Below are 21,760 nucleotides of genomic sequence, written 5' to 3'. Positions count from 1 at the left end.
TCACATCCGGAAGACGCCGTAGCCGACCGGCTCCAGCGGCGCGTTCGCGGCGGCCGACAGCCCGAGGCCGAGCACGCGCCGCGTGTCGAGCGGGTCGATGACGCCGTCGTCCCAGAGCCGGGCCGTCGAGTAGTACGGGTTGCCCTGCGCCTCGTACTGGTCGCGGATCGGCGCCTTGAACTCCTCCTCGGCGTCGGCGGGCCATTCCTCGCCGCGTCCTTCCAACTGGTCGCGGCGGACGGTCGCGAGGACGCTCGCGGCCTGTTCACCGCCCATGACGGAGATGCGGGCGTTCGGCCACATCCACAGGAAGCGCGGCGAATACGCCCGGCCGCACATCGCGTAGTTGCCCGCGCCGAACGAACCGCCGATGACGACGGTGAATTTCGGGACGCGGGCGCACGCGACGGCCGTCACCATCTTCGCGCCGTGCTTGGCGATGCCACCCGCCTCGTATTCACGTCCGACCATGAAGCCGGTGATGTTCTGGAGGAACACGAGCGGGACGCTGCGTCGGTCGCACAGTTCGATGAAATGCGCGCCCTTCTGCGCCGACTCGCTGAACAGGATGCCGTTGTTGGCGACGATCCCGACCGGATGCCCGTGGATACGGGCGAACCCGGTGACGAGCGTCGCACCGTACTCCTTCTTGAACTCCTGGAAACGGCTGCCGTCCACGACGCGGGCGATGACCTCCCGCACGTCGTAGGGGGTGCGCGGGTCGGGCGGGACGATCCCGTACAGCTCGGACGGGTCGGCGGCGGGCTCCTCCGGCGGCGCGACGTCCCAGGGGCGCGGCTCGCGCGGGCCGAGCGTGCCGACGATGTCGCGGACGATCCGCAGCGCGTGCGCGTCGTCCTCGGCGAGATGGTCGGTGACGCCGGACGTGCGGGAATGCAGCTCACCGCCGCCCAGCTCCTCCGCCGTCACGACCTCCCCGGTCGCGGCCTTCACCAGCGGCGGCCCGCCCAGGAAGATCGTCCCCTGGCCCCGGACGATCACGGCCTCGTCGCTCATCGCCGGGACGTACGCCCCGCCCGCCGTGCACGACCCCATCACCGCCGCGATCTGCGGAATGCCCTGCGCGGACAGCGTCGCCTGGTTGTAGAAGATGCGGCCGAAATGCTCGCGGTCGGGGAAGACGTCGTCCTGCCGGGGGAGGAACGCGCCGCCCGAGTCGACCAGGTAGACGCAGGGCAGCCGGTTGTGCAGCGCCACCTCCTGCGCCCGCAGATGCTTCTTCACCGTGGCCGGATAGTAGGTGCCGCCCTTGACGGTGGCGTCGTTGGCGACGACGACGCATTCGCGGCCGGAGATCCGCCCGATCCCGGTGATGATTCCGGCGCCGGGGGCCTCGTCGTCGTACATTCCGTTCGCGGCGAGCGGCGACAGTTCGAGGAACGCCGAGCCGGGGTCGAGAAGCGTGTCGACCCGGTCGCGGGGGAGGAGCTTGCCGCGCGACACATGCCGCTCACGGGCCCGTTCGGACCCGCCGCGCCCGGCCCGGTCGATGTGGTCGCGCAGCTCGGCGGCCAGGGCCTCGTTGTGGGCGGCGCTCGCCTTGAACGCCTCGCCCGTGGAGTCGGCGCGGGTGCCGATCCCGGGTCCGCTCATGACCGCCCCCTCCGGTTAACGATCGTTAACAACGTCGATGTTAATGGGCGTTAACAACTCTAGTCTAGACTGGCGCGCATGACGTCCCGCACCGCCGTGGACACGGTGGGACCGCCGAACCCGCGCCGCGCCGAGATTCTCGCCGCCGCGGCGGAGCTGTTCGCGCGTCGTGGCTACCACGGCGTGTCGATCGGCGACCTCGGCCGGGCCGTCGGGCTCACCGGGCCCGCCCTCTACCGGCATTTCCGCGGCAAGGAGGCCGTACTCGCCGAGATGCTCCTCGATATCAGCGAGCGGCTGCTCGCCGAGGGCGTCCGCCGCGCCGCCGATCCCGACCCCGGGCGGGCCCTGGACGCGTTGCTGCACTGGCATATCGCCTTCGCGTTGGACAATCCCGCTCTGATCACCGTGCATGAGCGTGAACTGGACAATGTGCCGGAACCGCAGCGGCATCGCGTCCGCCGGTTGCAGCGCGCCTATGTGGAGGAATGGGTCGCCGTCCTGCGCCGCCTGACCCCGGGTCTGCCGGACGACCGGACCCGCGCCGCCGTCCACGCCGCCTTCGGCCTCCTCAACTCGACCCCGCGCAGCGCCGCCGGGCTCGACCGCGCCGCGATGGGCGTCCTGCTGCACGCGATGGCCCGCGCCGCCCTCGAAAGCGCCCGGTAACCGACATTCTGACCGGCCAATTCAGCGGTGGGCGAACGATCGGGATATCCGTGGACCGTCCACAATCTTGACTTTATCACCACGCTATAGGTCAGATGGACGTGAAGGTCATCAACCGACCATCTGACGCGGCTAAGGAGTACCCTATGGGTACCGAAGGTATGGGCTTCTTCGAGATCGCCCAGAAAGAACCAGATCGTCCCGCTGTGCTGGCGCCTGGCGTGCCGGTTTCGTACGGTGGGCTGCACGCGGAGGTGAACCGGCTGTCGAACGCGTTCGGCGGTCTCGGGCTGCGTCCCGGCGACGCGCTGGCGACGGTGCTCGGCGACCGGCCGGAGTTCCTCACCGTCATGCTCGCCGCGTTGCAGTCCGGCCTGTATCTCGTGCCGGTGAATCGCCATTTGTCCGTGCCCGATATGGGGTGGATCCTTGCCGATTCCGGGGCGCGGGCCGTCATCACCGAAAGCGCGTTCGCGGACGGGGTGGCGACCGCGGCCGACGAGGCGGGCGTCCCCGCCGACGGGCGGGTGAGCGTCGGGCCCGCCGCCGGTTACCACTCGATGGCGGGCCTCGCCGTGTCGGGCAGCGCCGAGCCTCCCGGCAAACGGTGGGCGGGCTCGCTCATGCCCTACACGTCCGGGACGACCGGACGTCCGAAGGGCGTCCGGAAACCGCTGCTCGACACCCCACCGGAGGCGGCGGCGGACCTGCTGCGACGGACCCTGATCCGGCGGCTCGGCCTGGAGCCTGGCGACGACGTCCATCTGGCCGTCGCGCCCCTCTACCACTGGGCGGCGTGCGTCCATGCGCTGATGGCGCTCCATCTCGGGCACGCCGTGGTGGTCGCGTCGCGGTTCCGGCCTGAGCACACTCTCGAACTGGTCCAGCGGCACCGCGTCAGTAGCGCGTTCGTGACTCCGGCGATGGTGCGCCGGATGCTCGCGCTGCCGGACGACGTCCGGGACCGCTACGACGTGTCGTCGCTGCGGCGGGTGTTCCACGCCGGGGCGCCCATGCCCGTGGAGACCAAGCGGCGGGCGATGGACTGGTGGGGGCCCGTCCTTCACGAGTACTACGGCACCGCCGAGAGCGGGCCCACCGTCCTCGCCGCCCCCGACGAGTGGCGCGCCCGGCTCGGGACGGTCGGACGCCCGGTCGACGGCGTCCAGATCAAGATCCTCGGTGCGGACGGCGTCGAGATGCCCGCCGGGGAGACGGGCCTCGTCTACACGAGCGGACATCCCGGGTTCGAGTACCACGGCGACCCGGCCGCGACGGCGTCCGCGACGCGCGACGGCTTCTCCACGTTCGGCGACCTCGGCCGCGTCGACGCGGACGGGTGGCTGCACCTGGACGGCCGTGCCGCCGACGTCATCGTCTCCGGCGGTGTCGACGTCCACCCGGAGGAGATCGAGAACGTCCTGCTTCAGGACGCGGCCGTGGGCGACGCGGCCGTTATCGGCGTCCCCGACGACGAACTGGGCCAGATCGCGGTCGCGCTCGTGAAGCCCGCCGAGGGTGTGGGCGCCAATGACGCCCTTGCCGATGCCCTGCTCGCCGGGTGCGGGAAGCAGCTGGCGGAACCGAAGCGTCCGCGGCGGCTGGAGTTTCGCGCGTCGCTGTCGCGCGACCCGTCCGGCACGCTCAGCCGCAGCCGCGTGCGCGACGACTACCTGAGAGAAGACGCGGATTGACCGCGCCCTAGGAACGGTCCCGAAGCCGGGTGCCGGCCACGTCGAACGCCTCCGGACGCCGCTGCGTACAACGGCACATGAAGGACCTGAAGGTCGCCCCGCTCGACGGAACCGTCCCGATCCCGCCCCCCGCCGCCCCGCGGCAGACCGACCTTCCCGCGCCCGCCGAGGACGGCCGCACCGGGATCGCACGCCTCGGTGACCCGGGCGCGGCCCGGTCGTGCGCCGGCTGCGGACGGCCCGTGCCGCAGCCGGCGCCCGGCCCGGACGACCAGGGGCTGACCGGCCAGGTCGCCTGGACCTGGGAGATGGTCGACCGCCTTGAGGGCGCCGCCGACCGGCTCGCCGCCGCGCTCATGTCCGAGCTGAAGGACGAGGCCGAGGCCGCCCGCGCCGCCCGGATCGCCGCAGAACGCGACCGCGACCGCATCGCCGCGCGCGAGGGCGAACTGCTCGCCTCTCTGGAGAACGCCCGCGCCGAACTGGTCGCCCTGCACCGGCGGCTGTCGGACGCCGAGACGCTCGCCGAGGGCCAGCGCGTCGAGGTGCACGCCGCGAAACGTTCCGCCGAAGACCTGCGCTCCGCCGTCCGCGACGCCGAGGCCAAACGCGGCCAGGCCGTCGCCGACTGCGACCAGTACCAGGCACGGGCCCGCGAGTACGAACGGCACTACTGGCAACTGTCGCGGACGGCCGACGAGTTGCGCGCCGCTGTCCGCGCGCTGACCGCCGAACGCGACGCGCGCAACGCCCCCCGCAACACACCCGGCGCTGGTCACGGCCTTCCTCGCGCCGGGTGACCCGTTTGTTTCGTGGGATGCCGAAGGAGGAGGTGAGGCCGTTCCCCACACTGCACTGGCCCTGAAACCGGCCGCCGCATCGCACCGGGGTGGTGCGGCGGCCGGTGCTAGCCGCGTGTCTCCAGATAGGCCGTGTAGTCGAGCGCCCCCGCGTGGACGGCGGCGTGCACGGCGCGGGCGATCCGCGCTCCCCAGATCGAACGCGGCCCCGCGAACGGTTCCGGCGGCCCGCCATTGGTCGTCGCGGCGACGCAGACCGCGTCGGACGCGGTACCCGTGCATGGATAGCCCGCTTCGAGGAGCGCCTGCGTCTTGGCCTCGGTGACGGTGACGACGGCGTTGACCAGCGCCGCGTCGGTCAGCGGCACCGGGACGGCCACGACGATGTTGACCGTCCCCGGCGTGTGGGGCGTGCCGTGGATCGGCGCCAGCTCGGGGTCGGTGGTCCCGGCGGGAGCGGCCGCCCACGTCGGGACGCGCAACCCGACCGTCGCGGAGACGCTCACACCGTCCTCGTCGCGCCGCATGGTGCGGGCCACCGACGCGGCGGTGAGCATGCCGACACCGGGCCCTTCCAGGCCCTGCGCCTTCGCCAGCTCTTCCAGATGGGCCACCGGGTCCATGCGCGAATAACCGCCCGCGACCTGCGCGTTCAGCACCCACCCCGCCGGGCCGATGCCGCCGCCCAGCATCGCCGACGCGATCATCCGGTGGCCGCCGCCCGCCCGCCACACCGTCGCCGCGAGCCGCGCCCCATCCTCCTCGCGCCACACCGTTTCTACGTCCACAGGATCTCTACGTCCACAGGATCTCTACGTTCACGGGGTCTCTACGTTCACGGGGTCTCCACACTCACGGGCGCTCCAGCGACACGGGCGCTCCAGCGATGTTCACGGGCGTTCCAGGGACAGGATCGGCCGACCGGCGGGGCCTGGTGCGACGGAGACCCGCGCGTCGAAATGCTCCTCGACGGTCGCGCGGGTGAGCACCTCGTCGGGCGGTCCCGCCGCCGCGACCCGTCCGTGGGACAGCAGGACGAGGTCGTCGGCGTACTGCGCCGCCAGGCTCAGGTCGTGGATGGTCGTCACCACGGTCAGCTCGTCGGAGATCCGGAGCTGGTCGACCAGCTCCATCACCTGCTGCTGGTGGCCGATGTCGAGGGCGGTGGTCGGCTCGTCCAGTAGCAGCACGGGCGTTTGCTGCGCCAACGCCCGCGCGAGCACCGCGCGCTGCCGCTCGCCGCCCGACAGCTCCACCAGCGGACGGGCCGCGAACTCGGTGAGGTCCAGCCGGTCGATGACCTTCGCCGTGATGACGCGGTCGGCGGCGCTCTCCCGTCCGAGATGCGGGATGTAGGGGGAGCGGCCGAGCAGCGTGTAGTCGAAGACCGTCATCCCCACCGGCACGTTCGGGCTCTGCGGCGCGTAGGCGATCAGCTGGGAGCGGCGCCGCGGCTTCAGCGCCTGGAGGTCCTCGCCCGCCACGGTGATCGCGCCCTCGGACGGCACCAGCCCCAGCACGGCCCGCAGCAGCGTCGACTTCCCCGCCCCGTTCGGGCCGATCACCGCCGTCCACGACCCGGCGGGGGCGTCCAGCGAGACGCCCCTCAGCACCGGACGCCCGCCGAGCGCGACGTCCAGCTTCCGGATCCGGACGGTCACGTGTCCACCTGCCTACGGCTCGCGCGCAGCACCGCGACGAAGAACGGTCCACCGACGAACGCGGTCACCACGCCCAGCGGCAACTCGCCCGGTTTGATCACCGTCCGCGCCACCAGGTCCGCGACCTCCAGGAACGCCGCGCCGCCCAGCAGCGACAGCGGCAGGACGATCCGGTACGAACCGCCCGCGAGCCGACGCACCGCGTGCGGCACCACGATCCCGACGAAGCCGATCAGCCCGCTCACCGCGACCGCGCACGCCGTCGCCAGCGACGCGGCCGCCAGCACCACCAGCCGCACCCTCGGCGCGGACAGGCCCAGCGACGCCGCCTCCTCGTCGCCGACGCTCAGCACGTCCAGCAGCCGCCCGTGCGCGAGCAGCACCACCGTCGACACCAGCGAGTACGGGGCGACGAGCCCGAGCTGGTGCCAGTCGGCGGAACCGACCCCGCCGAGGATCCACGCGAAGATCCGTTGCAGTTCCTCCGTCTTCATCTGCTGGACGAACGTCTGCACCGCCGCCAGGAACGACGACACCGCGACCCCCGCCAGCACCAGCGTCGCCGCGTTGCCGCGTCCCGCCGTGCGCCCCAGCGCGTACGACAGGAACACCCCGAAGATCGCGCCGACGAACGCCGCGAGCGGCACCCCGAACCCCGGGTCGCCCGGCACCAGCGCGATCACCACCGTCGCCCCGACCCCGGCGCCGCCCGCCGCGCCCAGCAGGTACGGGTCGGCGAGCGGGTTGCGGAACACGCCCTGGTAGCCCGCGCCCGCCAGCGCCAGCATCCCGCCGACCATCGCCGCCATCAGCGCCCTCGGCATCCGCAGCTCGAACAGCACGTTCTCGTCGATCACGCCGAGCCCCGAGTCGACGTGCACGAACGGCACCCGGTCGAGCAGCGCCTTCAGCACCCCGCCGACGGGCAGCCCCGCCGACCCCACCAGCACCCCCGCCAGCAGGGTAACCGCGAACAGTGACAGTCCGGCCGCCAGATGCACCGGCCGCAGCCGGGCCTGCCGGGTCCTCACGGCCGGGCGCCCCTCCGGTCGCCGGTCACCGGACCTTCCGCACGGCGTCACCGATCGCCTTCACCAGCTCGGGCAGCCGCGGCCCCCACCGGGAGGCGACGTCGTCGTTGAGTTCGACCACGCCCTTGTCCTTGACGGCCTTCAGATCGGACCAGCCCGGACGCTTCGCGACCGCGGCGGCGTTCTGCCCGCAGCACCGGGTGTCGGCGAGGAAGATCAGGTTGGGGTCCTGCTTGAGGAGGTACTCGCGGGACAGCTGCGGGTATCCGCCGCTCGCCTTGTCCGCCGCGTCCGCGATGTTGCGCAGGCCGAACAGCCCGTACACCTGACCCACGAACGTCTTGGACGTCGCGGAGTGGAACTGGTTGTCGAGCTCGTGGTAATAGCTCAGGCCCTTCCCCTGGGACGACGCCGCGACCGTCTTCTGGATGACGGCGCGCATCCCGTTCACGAGTTTCGTCGCCTCCGCCGTGTGCCCGGTCGCCTGCCCGAGGTCGCCGATCTCGTCGTACGCCTCGTCCAGCTTGGCCGCCGCGGGCTCCAGCAGGACGGGGACGCCGACCTTCTCCAGCGACTGGACGATGCCGTTCAGGTCGTCCGACACGACGACGAGGTCCGGCTTGTAGGCGATGACCGCCTCCGCGTTGGGCTTGAAACCCGACAGCTTGCTGCGGGGCGCGTTCGCCGGGAAGTTCGAGTAGTCGTCCACCGCGACCACCTGCGTCCCGGCGCCGATCGCGAACAGCGTCTCGGTGTGGGTGGGGGAGAGGGACACGACGCGCTTCGGGTTCGCCGGGACCTTCACCGCCCCGTTGGCCGCCTGAACGGTGACGGTTTTCGCACCCGACGTACCGCTGTCGCTGTCGCCGTCGCCACACGCACCGGCGAATGCCACGGCGCCGATCGCCAGTACCGCGACAAGGGAACGTACGGGTCTCACTGGAGCCTCCAGGCTGGGGGAAGCCGCGGCCCGCTCAGGACGGATCGCCCTTCCACGAGGTCGAAGTTCGTCAGCGCGCGAGGAGGCGACCTGGCTCGGCCCTTCTTGAGCACCACAGTTGCGGGACAGCGCCGGATTCACACCGGACTTCGCTCCTGGCGCGCAGCACCGTAACGGTACCAGCCGCCGAAATCCGGAAATGCGCCGGTCACACGACACCCACTTGACGGAGTGAGTGCTCACTCCGTACCGTGTTCGGCATGGAGACACAAGGTCGTCGCCGCGCCCCCGGGATGAGCCCGCAGCAGCGCCGCGAGATGATCATCCGCACCGCGTTGCCGCTGGTCGCCGAGCACGGAACCGCTGTCACCACCGGCCAGATCGCCCGCACCGCGGGCATCGGCGAGGCGACGATCTTCCGCGTCTTCGCCGACAAGGAGGAACTGTTGGACGCCTGCGTCGCCGAGGCGACCCGCACCGATCACATCCTGTCCGAGCTCACCGCGATCCCGCTCAACGTCCCGCTGCCCGACCGCCTCGCCGAGGCCAGCGCCGCGATCGAGGCCTACCTCGCCCGCATGGGCATGGTCATGGGCGCCCTGCACGCCACCGGCCGCCCCCTCCGCAGACCCGACCCGTCCGAGACCGGCCGCCCTCCCGCGGACGCCCGCACGGACGCCATGAACCGCACCCGCGCGGCCCTCGCCGAACTCTTCGAACCCGAACGCGACCGGCTGCGCCTCCTCCCGGAACAGCTGGCGAGCCTGTTCATGGGACTGATGTTCGCCCGCGCCCGTCCCCCCGCCGGACCGGAGGCCCCGTCCGTCGAGGACAGCCTGGACGTCTTCCTGCACGGCGCCTTCAAGGAGACCGAATGACGATCACCCTCAACCACACGATCGTGACCGCCGCCGACAACGACGAGGCCGCCCGCTTCTTCGCGTCCGTCATGGGCCTGCGCTACACGGGCGCGCATCCGCACGCGCGGCATTTCGTCCCGATCCGGGTGAACGACTCCCTCACCCTCGACTTCCTGACCGTCGCGCACCCGCAGGGCCACCACCTGGCCTTCGACGTGGACGCCGTCACCTTCGACACCGCCGTCGAACGCCTGGACGCCCGCGAACTCCCCTACGGCGACGAACCCGCACACGCCGACAACGGCCGCATCGACCACGACCATCCCCTCGGCGGCCGCGGCGTCTACTTCTCCGACGCCAGCGGCAACCTGTACGAACTCATCGCACCGTAGGTTCTGGGGGCGCGTACAGCTCCGCCAGCTTCCGGTCGTTCTCGGCCCATCTGCGATGCCGGGCGGCCGACTGCAAATGGACGTCCGCCTCCTCCGGATGGGCGAGAGCCATCCGCTCCAGCAACATCGCGGCCCGGTCATGCGCACGCGCCGACGAGACCATCGCCTCACGCGCGTACTCCTTGGCCTCACCGTCCGGCGCCTCCACGCCCACGACACCGACCGCCAACCGCCGCCGTGCCTTCACCGGCACCCCCCCGGTCGTCGCCGCCGGGACCCGACGAACCAGCCCTCCAGCCACGTTCCTCTATCTACCCAGCAACCCGTCTGTTCAGCAGGCGAAGTTATCCACAATCTCCAGCCGATATCCGCCCGGGTCCTCACCCGAGGGACGATCGGACGTATGAACAGCCTCGGGCTCACCTGGAAGAGAACAACGGCCGACGCGATCGTCCCCGTGGGAGCGGGCGTGTACTTCGTCCCAATCAGAGGCGCCCCTCTGACGGCCCGCGCCGCCGCCCTGAGCAACCTCCTCCCCGGCGAGGCGGTCATAGCCCGCCGAACCGCCGCCTGGATCTGGGGCCTCGACATCCTCCCACCCGGCACAGATCAGGCCGACTGGAACGTAGACCTGATCACCCCCGACAAATCCGAACCGATAACCGCAGAAACCGCCGAACTGAACGAGGAGCACATCACACGGAAATCCGGCATACGGATGACCTCTCTGCCCCGCACCGCCCTGGACTGCGCCCGCTGGCTCCCTCGCTACGACGCCGTTGCGGCCCTGGACCAGTTCCTCCGCCGTGGAGTATCCACCGACGACCTCACCACAATGTCCCGAACGCTCCCGGGCTACCGAGGCAACAAGCGCCTCCGCGAAATCATCCGCCTCAGCGACCAAGGCGCGGCCTCTCCAGCCGAATCCTGGACACGGATGGCCCTCCTCACCGCGGGCTTCCCCCGTCCGCAAACGCAGGTTCCGGTGATGGGCCCGTCCGGCCGCTGGCACTACATCGACCTCGGCTACCCAGACCACCGCGTCGGCCTCGAATACGACGGCGAACGCCACCACACGGGCCCCAGGGTCCGCGCTCACGACACGTCCCGCCGCACCTGGCTGACCAAGGAAATGGGCTGGGAGATCCTCCCCATAACCAAGGACTTCCTCTACCACCCAGCCCCCTACCTGGAGGCCCTCCTAACCGCCCTACTCCACCGAGGCTGGAACCCGAAAAACACCACCATGGACCACCTGGCAACCCACCTATCCCGCCTAAACCGCAGCCACGGCCACTAATCCTCACCCAACCCCAGGCCCACCCCTCCCTCCCCAGGATCATTCCTGGCCCAGGAGCTTTGTCAGGCGCTTGGGCGCGGTGAGGCGGTAGCTGTCCTCAATGAGCTCGGCCATCTCGTCCCAGTCATGGTCAACGTCGAGGCGAGCCCCGACCCACCCTTTGCTGCCGACGTACTTCGGGACGAAGAAGCGCTCCGGATCCTCCGCGACGAGCGCCTCCTGCACCCCGGGCCCGGCCTTGAAGGTCATCGACAGCCCGTCCTCGCTGGTCATCACGAACAACTTGTCTCGTACACGGAAGGAGGGGGCCGTATGTCCGCCGAACGGCTTCTCCGCCGCCTCTGGCAACGACAAGCAGATTTCGCGTATCCGCGACAGAACGTCCTGATCAGTCATGTGCTGTCCTTGATTCGTCGACGCCACTTGGCTCTTGTGCCTGGTTCATTCCACCAGGGACTTGTGCGGCCGCAACACGCAGAACTCGTTGCCCTCGGGATCGGCCAAGACAACCCACGGAACGTCAGCGGACTGACCGATGTCGACGCGCCGAGCACCCAGCGCGAGGACGCGCTCTACTTCGGCGTTCAAATCGTCCGGATCGAGATCGACGTGCACGTGGTTCTTGGTGGTCTTCGCGTCATCGTTCCGGACGAAGCACAACCCGGGGTAGGCGTGCGGATCGGCGCCGACAATGACCTCGTCATCGTCGCGGTACAGGATCGGCTGGTCGAGGACCGCCGACCAGAACTCGGCGAGCGACGCAGGGTCATGCGAGTCGATGACCACCTGGTAGAACCGTGAAGCCATTCCCCGAGGTTAACCCGTGCGCAGACCGTGACGCGTGGGTCCAACGACAGGTTCTGGATCAAGGATCGTGGAATGTCACGCTGGGTTAGACACCTGTTGGCCTGGGGCTGGGAGCCCCGCTTTGGTTCGCCACCACGACGGTGTGCGGCGGGGCGTCGAGCCAAACAATCATCTGCTGGGCCGCGTCATCGAACGCTTCGCCGAGCGAGGCGTTCTGGCCCACGGTCAGGGCGAGCTCGTCGACGTTGTGGGTGGAGTGCGCATCAGACTCCCGCTATGCGCGCGATGCTTCCGCGGATCGCGTTTGCCCCAACTGGCCACGCTGGCTTCCTGCGGGCGGCACGTGCCCCGCCAGCGGCGACTCGGCCAACGGCAATGCGTTGACCACGTCGTGCGGGGGGGTGCCGCGGTCTGGTGGTTGTGGTTGGGGTCAGGGGGTGGGTTTGGGGTGGAGCGCTCGGTGGAGGGCGGTTAGGCGGTCGGTGTACATGCGTTTCGAGATGGCGGCGTCCTTGATCACCATCGAGCCGTGGAAGGTGCCGGGGTAGTGGTGCAGTTCGGTCGCGACGCCTGCCTGGAGGAGGCGTTGGGCGTAGATGAGGCCCTCGTCGCGCAGGGGGTCGAACTCGCAGGCCGTGACGTAGGCGGGTGGCAGGGCGGACAGGTCGTCGGTGCGGGCGGGCGCGGCGTAGGGGGACACGTCGGCGGTTCCGCGGACTCCCTCGCCGAGGTAGTAGTCCCAGCTCAGCTCGGCGTTGGGACGATGCCAGCCCGGTGTGTCGAGGTAGGCGCGCATCGACGGGGTGTCCAGACGGTCGTCCAGTTCAGGGGTGCCGAGGAGTTGGAAGCAGAGAGTTGGGCCGCCCCGGTCGCGGGTCAGGAGCGCGACGGCCGCGGACAGGCCGCCGCCCGAGCTCTCGCCGCCCACCGCGAGGCGGGCCGGGTCGATGCCGAGGTCGGCGGCGTGGTCGGCGGTCCAGGTCAGCGCGGCGTAGCAGTCTTCAAGTCCGGCCGGGAAGGGGTGTTCAGGGGCGAGGCGGTACTCGACGGACACGACCACGGCGCCGACCTCGGCGGCGATCAGTGTCGCGTCGTCCGGGAACACGTCGATGCCTCCGATGACGAACCCGCCCGGGTGGAGGTAGAGGAGGCCGGGCAGGGCGGCGCCACGATTCGCCGGGGTGAAGATCCGGATCTGGACGTCGGGCGCTCCCTGCGGGCCCGGCACGGTGAGGTCGCGGGTCTCGACGGGGACGGGCGGCTCGTAGGGCGGCAGTTGGCGGGACATCTCCACCTCGTCGCGGCGCGCCTGGTCGACGTCGGCCAGCGTGAGTCGCGGCAGCATCGCGACCCATGGGGCGAGTTCCGGATCGAAGGCGTACGTCATTTCGGCTCCTCACGATTGGCCGCCCCCAGTCTCGGGTGCGGCGGGTTTCCCGCACAGCCGCCAGGTGCCGGGGGTTTCGGCCCGGGATCAGACGGTTGTCGGGGTGCCGTACGCTGCCCCCATGAGGGGCCTTCTCCTGCGGTTGTCGACGCTGGACGCCGACGCGGAGAACGCCGTCCGGGTCATCGGGTTCTTCGACGCGCTGATCACGGGGAAGGCGGGCCCGGAGACGCTCGTCCGGGAGACGGCGAAGCTCGCCGAATGCCCCGTGGGTCTCACCGATGCTGTCACCGGGGTCACCTTCCGTGCCGGTCCTGCCGGTCCTGCCGGTCCTGCCGGTCCTGCCGGGCGCCGCCGAACCGTCGTGCGGGACATTCCAGGGGCGGGGCGTGTCTGGCTGGAGAGGGGCGGGACGGCGCTTCCCCTGGACGACATCGTCCTGGAGCGGTTCGCCTTCGCAGCCGCGTTGTTGCTGGAGTCGTCCCGGCCGGGAGACGCGGGCCTCGTGGACACGGTTCTGTCGGCGGACGCCGGGGAGCCGGAACGTTCGCGTGCGTTGAGGTTGATGGGCGTCGAGCCGACGGCGGGGCTGCATGTGCTGGCCGTGTCCGCGGGGGGAGCCCCCGTCGCGGACGTCCTCGCGGCCCTCCCGGAGAACCCGCGCGTCGCCTCGTTCGGACGGATCCATGCCGTTCTGACGGGAGCGGTGCCACCGGCCCTTCACGAGCGGATCCCGCGCGGGGTCCGGGTCGGGGTCGGGCCGCTGCTGCCCGCGGTCGAGGCCCCCGAGTCGTGGGCGCGGGCCCGGTCCGCGCTGCGGTTCGCGGCGCCGGACCCGCCGGGACCGGCCGTCGTCCACCACGACCGGCTGGGCGCGCTCGCCGTCATCGCCGACCGGCTCGGGGACGCGGACATCACCGGGATCGCGGACGTGGCCATGCTGGACCGGCTCGCGTCCGAACCGAACGGCGCCGACGTCCTGGCCATCCTGACCGCGTTCTGCGAGACCGGCTCGACCCGCAAGGCCGCCGCCCGGGTGCACCGGCACCACAGCACGGTCGCCGTGCGGCTCGCGAACGCCGAGTCGCGGCTCGGCTTCGAGTTCTCCTCACCGGGTGGACGGCTGCGGCTCCACCTGGCCGCCCTGCTGCGAAGGCTGCGCGACAATCCCGAATGAATCGCCCGGATGTCCAGCATGGATATTCGGGTCCGGGACCCCACCCGGGGCTACGCTGAGCCGTACAAATCGCACCAGTGGAGGGCATGCCGCATGAACCGCAGCGAACTGGTCAGGGCCGTGGCGGAGCGCGCGGGCAGCGAGGAGGCCGACGCCCGCCGGCATGTGGACGCCGTGGTCGAGACCGTGATGGAACGGGTGTCCGCCGGGGAGCGCGTGATCGTCACCGGGTTCGGGACGTTCGAGCGGATGTCCCGGCAGGCCCGCAGCGCCCGCAACCCGCGCACCGGCATGCCGGTCGAGGTCCCCGCCGCAGAGGTTCCGCGGTTCCGGTCCGGGCAGACGTTCCGGAAGCGTGTCGCGCAGGGGTTGCCCGCGACCGCCGTTGCGGCGGCCGCCGCGCCGGAGGCGGCGGTGAGCGTCGTCCTCGAATCGGCGCCCGCGAAGAAGCCCAAGAGCGCCAAGGTCGCCAAGGTCGCCAAGGACGGCGGGAAGAGCGCGAAGAAGGTCAAGAAGGACGCAGAGCCGAAGAAGGCGTCGAAGAAGGCGAAGGCCCACAAGGTGGAGTCGCCGTCGAAGAAGCGTCCGGGCAAGGCGAAGGCCCGAGCCAAAGCGGGCAAGTAGCCTCGTCGGCCTAGCCGTCGCGGACGTCGACACGGGTGACGCCGGGGACCGTCTGGGCGAGGACCCCGGCGATCCGCCGCGCGGGCTCGTCGGCGCGCCCGCACAGTTCGACGGCGCCGTCCCGCACCGTCACGTCCCAGCGGCAACCCTGCGGGTCGTACTCGGCGATCGCGGCCAGCACGTCGTCGCGGATGCGGGCGTCGTCGCGGGCCAGGACGGCGATGAGGTCACGCCGGCTGACGATGCCGACGATCTCGGTGCCCGCCAGCACCGGGACGCTCCCGATCCGCGTCTTGACCATCGTCTCGGCGAGGACGGCGACATCGGTGTTCGGGCGGGCGATCTCCACGTCGCGGGTCATGACGTCCGCCACGAGGCGCGGTGACGGGTCCGCGGCGGTGGCGACGCGGCGGGCGAACGCCCTCGGATCATGGTCGAGCACCCCGTGGAGCAGGTCCATCTCACTGACGATGCCGGTCAGGTGCCCCGACTCGTCCGCGACGGGCAACGCGGTGACGTCGTGCTCGTGGAGGACGCGGATGGCCTGCCGGACGGTGGCGGACGGCGGGATCGTCACAACGGGCGAGGTCATGGCCTCCCGGACCAGCATGACGTTTCCTCCTTCCGGGGAAGGATGCCCTTCATCTACCCGGACGGCGCCCCTCTGACCCTCGCCACCAGTCCGATGGCATCAGAACAGGGTCGGCGGACCCAGCGGCTCCGGTTCGGGCAAGGGTTCGACCCCGGGCACCCGTTCCCGTACCTGGTCGTGGAAGCGGCGGACGAGCGTCAGGGCCTCGTCGTTGTCCGGGGTGTGGACGAAGACGGTCGGTGAACGCCCCTCACGTAGCCACTCGGCAGCTTTCTCGACCCAGAACTGCCAACCGTCGACTGTCTTCTGCGTATCGTCCCGTCCGAGATAGCGGACGATGGGCCGGTCGGTGAGCGCCACCGAACGGCGCGGCACACGCGGCTTCTTCGTCCAAGCGTCCCGTTCAGCATCGCTTCCCGGACGCCCCTGAAAAAACGCGGTGGTGTCAAACGGCACCCACTCTGCCCCCACGCCGCTCAGAACCCGTTCAAGGTCGCGCGCGCAACGAGGGTCGTCAAAAAACGCACGATGGCGCACCTCCACGGCACACCTGTACGCCTCCGGAAGCCGACGCAGAAACCCGGCGAGCGTCCCGAGATCGGACGGGCCGAACGACCCTGGAAGCTGCACCCACAGCGCATGGATCCGAGGGCCCAGCGGTTCCATCGCGGTCAGAAACGTCCGGAGGTCGTCGTCACTGCCCGCCAGGCGCCGCTCATGCGTGACCGTCTTCGGCAGCTTGACGACGAACCGGAAGCCCGGCTTCGTCTGCTCAGCCCACGATTCCACCGTGCTTCTGGACGGCGTCGCGTAGAAGGTCGTGTTGCCCTCCACCGCGTTGCACCAGCCCGCATAGGCGCGCAACCGTTCCCCGGGCGGTAGCGGATGCGGCAGGAAACGCCCCTGCCATGGCGGATGGGCCCACATCGCGCACCCCACATGAAGCCGCATGAACCCGACGCTACCGAAACCGTGAAGCCTGGGTGACCCGCGTAGGGCTTGAACTCCGTCCGGACGCGCGCCGTACCTCCACGCACAAGACCGGACCCTGGAGGACCCATGAGTCGCCGAATCGCCACGGGAAAGACCCGTACGCGCGCCGTGGTCACGTGGACCGCCGTCGCCGCCGGATCCGCGGGCCTCGTGGCAGGCACGCTGTACGCGGTACGGATGCCGGACCGGCCCGGCGACCGCCCCGCCTCACTCGCCGGGCAACGGGCAGCCGACACCCAGCCAAGATCGGCGGGCGCCCTGGCCGCCGAACTGGCCCACCGGCTCGGCACGCGCACCGCCGGCTCCTACCTCGACTCGTCCGGCCGACCCGTCGTCACCGTCACGAACCCCACGGACGCCGCCATGGTCCGCGCCGCGGGCGCCGTCCCGAAGACGCTCACCAGAAGCCCCGCCACCCTCAAACGGATCACCGACGCGCTCCGCACATCGACCTCGGGCGTCCCGGGCACCGGCTGGGCCGTCGACCCCGCCACGTCCCGGGTGACCGTCTGGACGGACCAGTCCGTGACCGGCGCCCGCATGGCCGCCGTCCGCCGCACGGCCCGCCAGGCCGGACCGGCTATCCGCATGGTCCGCCTCCCCGGACGCCTGCGCACCCTCGCCATCGGCGGCGACGCGATCTTCGGACAGGGCACCCGCTGCTCCCTCGGTTTCAACGTCAAGCGCGGCGGAGAGGACTTCTTCCTCACCGCCGGACACTGTGGCAATGTCGTCCAAACATGGACCGCCGACCAGCAGGGAGCCCAGGCCCTCGGCACCACCGTTGAGAGCAGCTTCCCGGGCGACGACTTCGCGCTCGTCCAGTCCGACCAGGCAGGGGAAAGCGCGGTCAACCTGTACAACGGCCAGGCGCAAGACATCACCGAGGCAGGTGAGGCCGTCGTCGGCCAGCAGGTCTCGCGCAGCGGCAGCACCACCGGCGTCCACACCGGCACCGTCACCGCCACCGACGCGACGGTGAACTACCCGGAGGGCACCGTCACCGGCGTGATCCAGACGACCGTCTGCGCGGAACCGGGCGACAGCGGCGGCTCGCTGTTCAGCGGAAGCACCGCCCTGGGCCTCACCTCCGGCGGCTCGGGCGACTGCCAGAGCGGCGGCGTCACCTTCTTCCAGCCGGTGACCGAGCCCCTCCAGCTCTTCGACGCCGAGATCGGCTGACCGGCGAACACGAGCCAGGGGAGCGGCGCGGCGTAGTGCCCCCAAGCAGTACGCCGTGCCCGCTAAACCCCACCAACCTGCCCACAGCGCGCCCAGTACCAGCCAAGTCCTCCGAAGCCAGCACCGGCCGACGCACGCCCCAAGCGGCAGAGCCCATTCCCCCTCGAAGGCCGTCAATCGGATCCGCTCCAGAACCCCACGGACACCACCCCGGCCTCTTTCGGGTAGCAGAGCGGTAAGTCTCTCCGGCTTATTCAGCTACTCCAGGATCGCGCGCGTGAAAGCGTCCCTCACGGCCGGGACGAGTCCGAGAGGTCGAAGCACAAGAGACAGCCGGTATAGCGGTCGCCCTTGAAGATATTTGTGTCGATGGTTGCGCCCGGTCAGCGTTCGATGGAAGCGACGATGCTGTTGGCGGCCTTTCTTCGGAGACCCAGGTTCAGCCGCACCAGAGACTCCCCGTCGCTGCGGTCGGCGATGACGACCTGGCTGAACAGTCCCGGCTTCAACGTGGCGGTGAGAGCCTGGCGGGGCGCCTCGAACACGAACTTGCCTGGCTTGGCGGAGCTTTTGATCTTGCCGTACATCAAGACCCGCTGAGAGGTCACCACGACCCACACCGCCGGTACAGAGGCGTAGACGAACAGCCCGGCACCACCGGTGACGGCCGTCGTCACCAGCCCCGTGGCCAGCCCGACCGCAAGGTTCTTGGACAGGTGCTGCTTCATCCCCCGCTTGAGCTGCGCGACGACCGCGACGTCGACCGTCTCCCCGCCGTTCAACTGCGAACTCAAATGCCCCTGGAACTTGCTCGTCACCGACATGAAACTCCTCAAACTCGCACCAACGTGCAAGGATAATAGAGCGCAGGAGCCTCAACTGGGAAAGTGGCGAAGATAGCAACTCCCGTCACCAAGCGTTATGAGACCATAGGAACCCGTAATGCTGGGCGGCAATGCGAATTATTCGCACCAGCATCACAACGGAGGTCTACACGGAGGCGCTGGCCCCGGCCACGAGAGACGCAGTCAAGCGTCTACAGGGCCGCCCTAAGCGGCCACTAGACAAGCCCAGAGCGCGTCAAGGATGCCGTCCATCTGGGTATGCGCTCTGGACAGATGGCTCTAGCCGCCAGGCCTCCAGCGGGTAGCGCGCGGCTGGATGGCTCTCTGGGATTGTCTCCGCGCAACCGAACCCGAGCGACTTGTAGTACTCGTAGGCGGCGGGGATGTCGGGCGTGCAGATGTTGAAGTGGTCGAGCCGCGCGATCTGGGCGCCGCGGTGCAGGTCGTAGCGCTGTATGAGGCGCTCGCCGCGGGCGATGTCGTGGAAGAACTCGACGGGAACACCGAGCGGGTCAACGACACGGACGGCGTCACCGACGCCGCGCGTCCCGGTCCCCGCCGGGACGCGGCGGACGGGACACTCAAGCGCCGTACAGAACTCTTCCGCCCGGTCGACATCCTCGACGGTGCGAACCCGGTAGGCAAGATGGTCGAGTGCCGCCACGGGCGCGGTGCGCAGCACGATGGAGTGGTGGGTCAGCTCATCGGAGACACGCAGGTAGAGCGCGTCCTCGTCCTCGTACTGGACGTGCATGCCGAGCATCTCGACCCAGAACCAGCGGGACGCTGCCAGGTCGGTGACGGCGAGCTGCACGTAGGCGGAGCGGATGACGTCGGGGGCTGTACTCATAATTCCTCCTGAACACCGAAGCGAGGGACGTGGGACTTGTCAGGGTCTTGGTTTCGGAAAAGCCGTCGATGCCTTGCACGCCTCCTCTCTGCCGCTGCGCATCCGCCCCGTCACGGAGCGCCATACGACGATCGTCGGCCCGGCGGCCTGAGGTAAGTAGGGACCCTCGTCCTTCACCGCGGACTATTTGGTCCCAAACGACTCACGCCAGGGCCAGGTGGGCCCGGGGGTTCGGAGCTCACAGTCGCCAGAGGACCCACGGGACTCTCGGCCCCCGGTCGAACACCTGGGCAAGCCGGACTCCCCGGTTAGACCGGGACTTGATGTGCGAGCCGTCCGCTGGCTGGAGCCGTCCGGCCGTCCGAGGGCACCCGTCTGTGGTGGTGCCTCGTCAACGAGGTCCGAAGAGCGATGTTGTTGGCGCCAGCCTCGCGGCCGGGACTCTACTCAAGCGTTGTCTGCGGGGGGTGCTCAAACGTAGTCGCGCCAGAACAGGACGGCGACTCGGGATGGCCAGCCTTCGCGACGCTCGGGCCCGGGTAATCGAGCAGGTCGGTGCCGTACTGGATGATGTCGCATCCCCACATCGACAAGACCGGATGGCCGAACGTGCCGTGCCCGGCAGGCAAGAACCTGTGCGCGTAGACAGGGATCATCTTCGGCACCCGGGCCAGCTGCGTCCGTGCCAGGTCAACAGCGGCTTCGATGGAGCCCGGCCGCTCATCCCCGGCGGGGTGCCAGTGCCCGCCCTGGACGTCCTCGAGTAGACAGTCGACCGGCCAGTTGAGCTGCTGGCGGAGTTGGTCGGGATCACCGTTGCGCCAGTCCGGCCAAGGTCCTTCCCAGGCATAGCTTGCGCCCGGCTCCTCTTCCCGAGGTTCATGGACGCGCAAGCCAACCGCGAGGAAGGCGCGGTGGTCGTCGGCAAACTCAAATCCATACTCGTGCTCGATGCGAGCGAACTCCGCTTCGGTCAAGCCCGCCTCGATCACACAGCAGTCCAGCTGGGCCAGGCGATATGCGGCCTGTCGCCCGAGCCGAGCCCCTCCTTCGCTGGTCACGCTCGGAACCGTATCGCCGTAGACCCAGGCCACGGTCAGGTGGTCGCTGGGCCCAGCTGCTAGTCCGAGGCGGCCAACCGGCTGGGCGAGCGTGGTTCGCCGAGTCGTTCACGCGGCCGCCTGTTCTCGGCGCCCAGGAGGTCGGCGCGCGTTCGTCGGCCCCCGAAGTCTGCTTCACAGCGAGGCGCCGTGTTGGTAGGTGTTGAGGCCGATGTGGCCCTGGCCAGGTTACGAAGCTTGTCGATCTCGGTGCGCAGATCGGGTCGGCTGCGCTGACGTATCCCGTTACGCATGACCCCGCCGACTGCGCTAGAGTAATCACGCCCGCTCAGCCGGGCATCGGGACGTGGCGCAGTTTGGTAGCGCACTTGACTGGGGGTCAAGGGGTCGTGGGTTCAAATCCCGCCGTCCCGACGCAGGTCAGAGCCTCTTTGAGGGGCTCCGATAGAGGGTCTGGATGCCTCTCTGTGGGAATTCTATGGGATGATCAAGGAATTTTTGGCTTGCGCGTGGGCGTCCAGCAGCGTGTTAAGAGCCGTGACCAGTGACTCTGGGTACATGCGATAGCGGGCCCGCAGGGACTCCTCCCACTCCTCGGTCAACTTGCGTGCTAGCCGCTGCCGCATCCTCGCCGTGACATGGGTGTACCGCCGCTGCACCGACCCGTCCTTGTGCCCCATGCGATCGTCGATCAGCACCGGCGCGATCCCCAGGTCCTCGAGCATCGTCCGGTGAGAGTGACGCAGACCGTGAGGCGTAAGCCCTGTGGCGATCGGTGTCCAGCACGTCTCAGCGCCCCTGCGCGTTGCGCCCCCGCACAGCACGTCCATTCCACGGCTTACTCAACAGCGGCACGGGCCGGGCGGGCTGCGGTGTCTTCGTCGGGTACCACCCTGACACCGCAGGACGGAACACCCATGTCGCGACCCTGACCGGCGCCAATGCGGCGAGACCGACGCCGTGGCCGGCGTCGCCGTCGAAGGTGTGCAGCCGAGGCAGAGCATCGCTGCCTGAACACGCTCTCGCGTGCTGTCGGCCACACGACCGGGGTGGTGAAGAACGTTGGAAACCGTTCCCACGCTCACGTGTGCTCGCTCGGCCACCTCGGTTGTCGTCACGGTCGTGCTCCGGCGGGGCCCGGTTCGCGGATCGCGGAAGACATAGCGCCTGCCGTGGCAGGCGCAGGGCTTGGGCGCCGTCCGTGCGATGTGGTCGAAAACCAGCTTCGACAGCCACGGGGGCAGGTCCACATCGCGGTACTAGTCATCCTTGGGCGGGATG

25 protein-coding genes, 1 tRNA gene and 1 riboswitch are annotated in these 21,760 nt (G+C 69.9%); of the genes, 10 read left to right on the top strand and 16 right to left on the bottom strand.

The genetic code is table 11. The features are described from left to right. Window positions 1-1,614, bottom strand: a complete 1,614-nt coding sequence (locus ABD808_RS25585; protein ID WP_344901102.1) for a carboxyl transferase domain-containing protein — start codon at window positions 1,612-1,614, stop codon at window positions 1-3. 78 nt (window positions 1,615-1,692) lie between these two features. Here ABD808_RS25585 and ABD808_RS25580 point away from each other — a divergent pair, with 78 nt between their 5' ends. From ABD808_RS25580 to ABD808_RS25570, 3 genes are all read left to right on the top strand, one after another. Then, the gene (locus ABD808_RS25580; protein WP_344901099.1) at window positions 1,693-2,283 is read left to right on the top strand and encodes an SACE_7040 family transcriptional regulator; all 591 of its coding nucleotides are present in this window, start codon (window positions 1,693-1,695) and stop codon (window positions 2,281-2,283) included. Between the two features lie 146 nt (window positions 2,284-2,429). Next, on the top strand, window positions 2,430-3,977 hold the full coding sequence (locus ABD808_RS25575) for an AMP-binding protein (RefSeq protein ID WP_344901096.1): 1,548 nt from the start codon (window positions 2,430-2,432) through the stop codon (window positions 3,975-3,977). A 77-nt stretch (window positions 3,978-4,054) separates the two neighbouring features. Further along, on the top strand, window positions 4,055-4,777 hold the full coding sequence (locus ABD808_RS25570; RefSeq protein ID WP_344901093.1) for a hypothetical protein: 723 nt from the start codon (window positions 4,055-4,057) through the stop codon (window positions 4,775-4,777). 107 nt (window positions 4,778-4,884) lie between these two features. Here ABD808_RS25570 and ABD808_RS25565 read toward each other — a convergent pair whose 3' ends face one another. The 4 genes from ABD808_RS25565 to ABD808_RS25550 all read right to left on the bottom strand — a co-directional run bounded on the left by ABD808_RS25565 (window position 4,885) and on the right by ABD808_RS25550 (window position 8,409). Further along, window positions 4,885-5,565 carry an adenosylcobinamide amidohydrolase gene (locus ABD808_RS25565; protein ID WP_344901090.1) on the bottom strand — a complete coding sequence of 227 codons (681 nt, stop codon included), beginning with the start codon at window positions 5,563-5,565 and terminating at the stop codon, window positions 4,885-4,887. Between the two features lie 102 nt (window positions 5,566-5,667). Further along, window positions 5,668-6,438: an ABC transporter ATP-binding protein gene (locus tag ABD808_RS25560; RefSeq protein ID WP_344901087.1), complete on the bottom strand. Its 771-nt coding sequence runs from the start codon at window positions 6,436-6,438 to the stop codon at window positions 5,668-5,670. Further along, on the bottom strand, window positions 6,435-7,469 hold the full coding sequence (locus tag ABD808_RS25555; RefSeq protein ID WP_344901084.1) for a FecCD family ABC transporter permease: 1,035 nt from the start codon (window positions 7,467-7,469) through the stop codon (window positions 6,435-6,437). Before ABD808_RS25555 ends, ABD808_RS25560 begins: the two co-directional genes overlap by 4 nt. 25 nt (window positions 7,470-7,494) lie before the next feature. Further along, on the bottom strand, window positions 7,495-8,409 hold the full coding sequence (locus ABD808_RS25550) for an ABC transporter substrate-binding protein (RefSeq protein ID WP_344901081.1): 915 nt from the start codon (window positions 8,407-8,409) through the stop codon (window positions 7,495-7,497). 35 nt (window positions 8,410-8,444) lie between these two features. Continuing rightward, window positions 8,445-8,586, bottom strand: a riboswitch (adenosylcobalamin (AdoCbl) riboswitch). An 83-nt stretch (window positions 8,587-8,669) separates the two neighbouring features. Here ABD808_RS25550 and ABD808_RS25545 point away from each other — a divergent pair. Next, complete coding sequence (locus tag ABD808_RS25545; protein ID WP_344901078.1) at window positions 8,670-9,287, top strand: TetR/AcrR family transcriptional regulator; 618 nt, start codon at window positions 8,670-8,672, stop codon at window positions 9,285-9,287. After that, window positions 9,284-9,661, top strand: a complete 378-nt coding sequence (locus tag ABD808_RS25540) for a VOC family protein (RefSeq protein WP_344901075.1) — start codon at window positions 9,284-9,286, stop codon at window positions 9,659-9,661. The genes ABD808_RS25545 and ABD808_RS25540 overlap by 4 nt, the downstream gene beginning before the upstream one ends. Here ABD808_RS25540 and ABD808_RS25535 read toward each other — a convergent pair. Next, on the bottom strand, window positions 9,648-9,908 hold the full coding sequence (locus ABD808_RS25535; protein ID WP_344901072.1) for a hypothetical protein: 261 nt from the start codon (window positions 9,906-9,908) through the stop codon (window positions 9,648-9,650). The genes ABD808_RS25540 and ABD808_RS25535 overlap by 14 nt on opposite strands. A 156-nt stretch (window positions 9,909-10,064) precedes the next feature. Here ABD808_RS25535 and ABD808_RS25530 point away from each other — a divergent pair, with 156 nt between their 5' ends. Further along, window positions 10,065-10,961, top strand: coding sequence for a hypothetical protein (locus tag ABD808_RS25530; RefSeq protein ID WP_344901069.1), 897 nt, complete (start codon window positions 10,065-10,067; stop codon window positions 10,959-10,961). A 39-nt stretch (window positions 10,962-11,000) separates the two neighbouring features. Here ABD808_RS25530 and ABD808_RS25525 read toward each other — a convergent pair whose 3' ends face one another. The 3 genes from ABD808_RS25525 to ABD808_RS25515 form a co-directional block, all read right to left on the bottom strand. Further along, window positions 11,001-11,357: an MmcQ/YjbR family DNA-binding protein gene (locus tag ABD808_RS25525; protein ID WP_344901066.1), complete on the bottom strand. Its 357-nt coding sequence runs from the start codon at window positions 11,355-11,357 to the stop codon at window positions 11,001-11,003. Window positions 11,358-11,402: 45 nt separating this feature from the next. Further along, window positions 11,403-11,768, bottom strand: a complete 366-nt coding sequence (locus ABD808_RS25520; protein ID WP_344901063.1) for a VOC family protein — start codon at window positions 11,766-11,768, stop codon at window positions 11,403-11,405. A gap of 430 nt (window positions 11,769-12,198) precedes the next feature. Next, the gene (locus tag ABD808_RS25515; protein ID WP_344901060.1) at window positions 12,199-13,155 is read right to left on the bottom strand and encodes an alpha/beta hydrolase; all 957 of its coding nucleotides are present in this window, start codon (window positions 13,153-13,155) and stop codon (window positions 12,199-12,201) included. Between the two features lie 121 nt (window positions 13,156-13,276). On the opposite strand from ABD808_RS25515, the gene ABD808_RS25510 reads away from it, so the two are divergent. Beyond that, window positions 13,277-14,332: a helix-turn-helix domain-containing protein gene (locus tag ABD808_RS25510; RefSeq protein ID WP_344901057.1), complete on the top strand. Its 1,056-nt coding sequence runs from the start codon at window positions 13,277-13,279 to the stop codon at window positions 14,330-14,332. 93 nt (window positions 14,333-14,425) lie between these two features. Then, window positions 14,426-14,956: an HU family DNA-binding protein gene (locus ABD808_RS25505; protein WP_344901054.1), complete on the top strand. Its 531-nt coding sequence runs from the start codon at window positions 14,426-14,428 to the stop codon at window positions 14,954-14,956. Window positions 14,957-14,966: 10 nt separating this feature from the next. Here ABD808_RS25505 and ABD808_RS25500 read toward each other — a convergent pair whose 3' ends face one another. Together ABD808_RS25500 and ABD808_RS25495 are read right to left on the bottom strand one after the other, a co-directional pair. Beyond that, the gene (locus ABD808_RS25500; protein WP_344901051.1) at window positions 14,967-15,566 is read right to left on the bottom strand and encodes a CBS domain-containing protein; all 600 of its coding nucleotides are present in this window, start codon (window positions 15,564-15,566) and stop codon (window positions 14,967-14,969) included. Window positions 15,567-15,647: 81 nt separating this feature from the next. Continuing rightward, window positions 15,648-16,499 carry a DUF72 domain-containing protein gene (locus ABD808_RS25495; protein WP_344901048.1) on the bottom strand — a complete coding sequence of 284 codons (852 nt, stop codon included), beginning with the start codon at window positions 16,497-16,499 and terminating at the stop codon, window positions 15,648-15,650. A gap of 108 nt (window positions 16,500-16,607) precedes the next feature. Between ABD808_RS25495 and ABD808_RS25490 the strand changes: the two genes are divergently transcribed. Beyond that, complete coding sequence (locus ABD808_RS25490; protein ID WP_344901045.1) at window positions 16,608-17,723, top strand: S1 family peptidase; 1,116 nt, start codon at window positions 16,608-16,610, stop codon at window positions 17,721-17,723. 383 nt (window positions 17,724-18,106) lie between these two features. Here the strand turns inward: ABD808_RS25490 and ABD808_RS25485 are convergent, their stop codons facing one another. The 3 genes from ABD808_RS25485 to ABD808_RS25475 form a co-directional block, all read right to left on the bottom strand. Then, window positions 18,107-18,541, bottom strand: coding sequence for a hypothetical protein (locus ABD808_RS25485; RefSeq protein ID WP_344901042.1), 435 nt, complete (start codon window positions 18,539-18,541; stop codon window positions 18,107-18,109). 262 nt (window positions 18,542-18,803) lie between these two features. After that, a complete protein-coding gene (locus ABD808_RS25480; protein ID WP_344901039.1) occupies window positions 18,804-19,418 on the bottom strand; it encodes a VOC family protein in 615 nt (204 codons plus the stop codon). Between the two features lie 443 nt (window positions 19,419-19,861). Further along, window positions 19,862-20,479, bottom strand: coding sequence for a hypothetical protein (locus ABD808_RS25475; RefSeq protein ID WP_344901037.1), 618 nt, complete (start codon window positions 20,477-20,479; stop codon window positions 19,862-19,864). A 340-nt stretch (window positions 20,480-20,819) separates the two neighbouring features. Between ABD808_RS25475 and ABD808_RS25470 the strand changes: the two genes are divergently transcribed. Beyond that, window positions 20,820-20,893, top strand: a tRNA-Pro gene (locus ABD808_RS25470). Window positions 20,894-20,955: 62 nt separating this feature from the next. On the opposite strand, the gene ABD808_RS25465 is transcribed toward ABD808_RS25470, so the two are convergent. Both ABD808_RS25465 and ABD808_RS25460 read right to left on the bottom strand, forming a co-directional pair. After that, on the bottom strand, window positions 20,956-21,309 hold the full coding sequence (locus tag ABD808_RS25465; RefSeq protein WP_344901035.1) for a tyrosine-type recombinase/integrase: 354 nt from the start codon (window positions 21,307-21,309) through the stop codon (window positions 20,956-20,958). Window positions 21,310-21,321: 12 nt separating this feature from the next. Beyond that, window positions 21,322-21,582: a LacI family DNA-binding transcriptional regulator gene (locus ABD808_RS25460; protein ID WP_344901323.1), complete on the bottom strand. Its 261-nt coding sequence runs from the start codon at window positions 21,580-21,582 to the stop codon at window positions 21,322-21,324. Window positions 21,583-21,760 lie beyond the last annotated feature (178 nt).

Origin of the sequence: Actinomadura meridiana, assembly GCF_039537545.1 — a bacterium.
GTDB lineage: Bacteria > Actinomycetota > Actinomycetes > Streptosporangiales > Streptosporangiaceae > Spirillospora > Spirillospora meridiana.
This window is presented reverse-complemented; position numbering and strand designations above follow the sequence as displayed.

What these genes read in the sequence shown, in the direction of transcription:
- ABD808_RS25500 (WP_344901051.1), bottom strand. Translation starts at nt 15,566, where the DNA reads ATGCTGGTCCGGGAGGCCATGACCTCGCCCGTTGTGACGATCCCGCCG.
- ABD808_RS25490 (WP_344901045.1), top strand. Translation starts at nt 16,608, where the DNA reads ATGAGTCGCCGAATCGCCACGGGAAAGACCCGTACGCGCGCCGTGGTC.
- ABD808_RS25530 (WP_344901069.1), top strand. Translation starts at nt 10,065, where the DNA reads ATGAACAGCCTCGGGCTCACCTGGAAGAGAACAACGGCCGACGCGATC.
- ABD808_RS25515 (WP_344901060.1), bottom strand. Translation starts at nt 13,155, where the DNA reads ATGACGTACGCCTTCGATCCGGAACTCGCCCCATGGGTCGCGATGCTG.
- ABD808_RS25585 (WP_344901102.1), bottom strand. Translation starts at nt 1,614, where the DNA reads ATGAGCGGACCCGGGATCGGCACCCGCGCCGACTCCACGGGCGAGGCG.
- ABD808_RS25540 (WP_344901075.1), top strand. Translation starts at nt 9,284, where the DNA reads ATGACGATCACCCTCAACCACACGATCGTGACCGCCGCCGACAACGAC.
- ABD808_RS25575 (WP_344901096.1), top strand. Translation starts at nt 2,430, where the DNA reads ATGGGTACCGAAGGTATGGGCTTCTTCGAGATCGCCCAGAAAGAACCA.
- ABD808_RS25495 (WP_344901048.1), bottom strand. Translation starts at nt 16,499, where the DNA reads ATGCGGCTTCATGTGGGGTGCGCGATGTGGGCCCATCCGCCATGGCAG.
- ABD808_RS25465 (WP_344901035.1), bottom strand. Translation starts at nt 21,309, where the DNA reads ATGGACGTGCTGTGCGGGGGCGCAACGCGCAGGGGCGCTGAGACGTGC.
- ABD808_RS25505 (WP_344901054.1), top strand. Translation starts at nt 14,426, where the DNA reads ATGAACCGCAGCGAACTGGTCAGGGCCGTGGCGGAGCGCGCGGGCAGC.
- ABD808_RS25545 (WP_344901078.1), top strand. Translation starts at nt 8,670, where the DNA reads ATGGAGACACAAGGTCGTCGCCGCGCCCCCGGGATGAGCCCGCAGCAG.
- ABD808_RS25580 (WP_344901099.1), top strand. Translation starts at nt 1,693, where the DNA reads ATGACGTCCCGCACCGCCGTGGACACGGTGGGACCGCCGAACCCGCGC.
- ABD808_RS25525 (WP_344901066.1), bottom strand. Translation starts at nt 11,357, where the DNA reads ATGACTGATCAGGACGTTCTGTCGCGGATACGCGAAATCTGCTTGTCG.
- ABD808_RS25570 (WP_344901093.1), top strand. Translation starts at nt 4,055, where the DNA reads ATGAAGGACCTGAAGGTCGCCCCGCTCGACGGAACCGTCCCGATCCCG.
- ABD808_RS25510 (WP_344901057.1), top strand. Translation starts at nt 13,277, where the DNA reads ATGAGGGGCCTTCTCCTGCGGTTGTCGACGCTGGACGCCGACGCGGAG.
- ABD808_RS25520 (WP_344901063.1), bottom strand. Translation starts at nt 11,768, where the DNA reads ATGGCTTCACGGTTCTACCAGGTGGTCATCGACTCGCATGACCCTGCG.
- ABD808_RS25480 (WP_344901039.1), bottom strand. Translation starts at nt 19,418, where the DNA reads ATGAGTACAGCCCCCGACGTCATCCGCTCCGCCTACGTGCAGCTCGCC.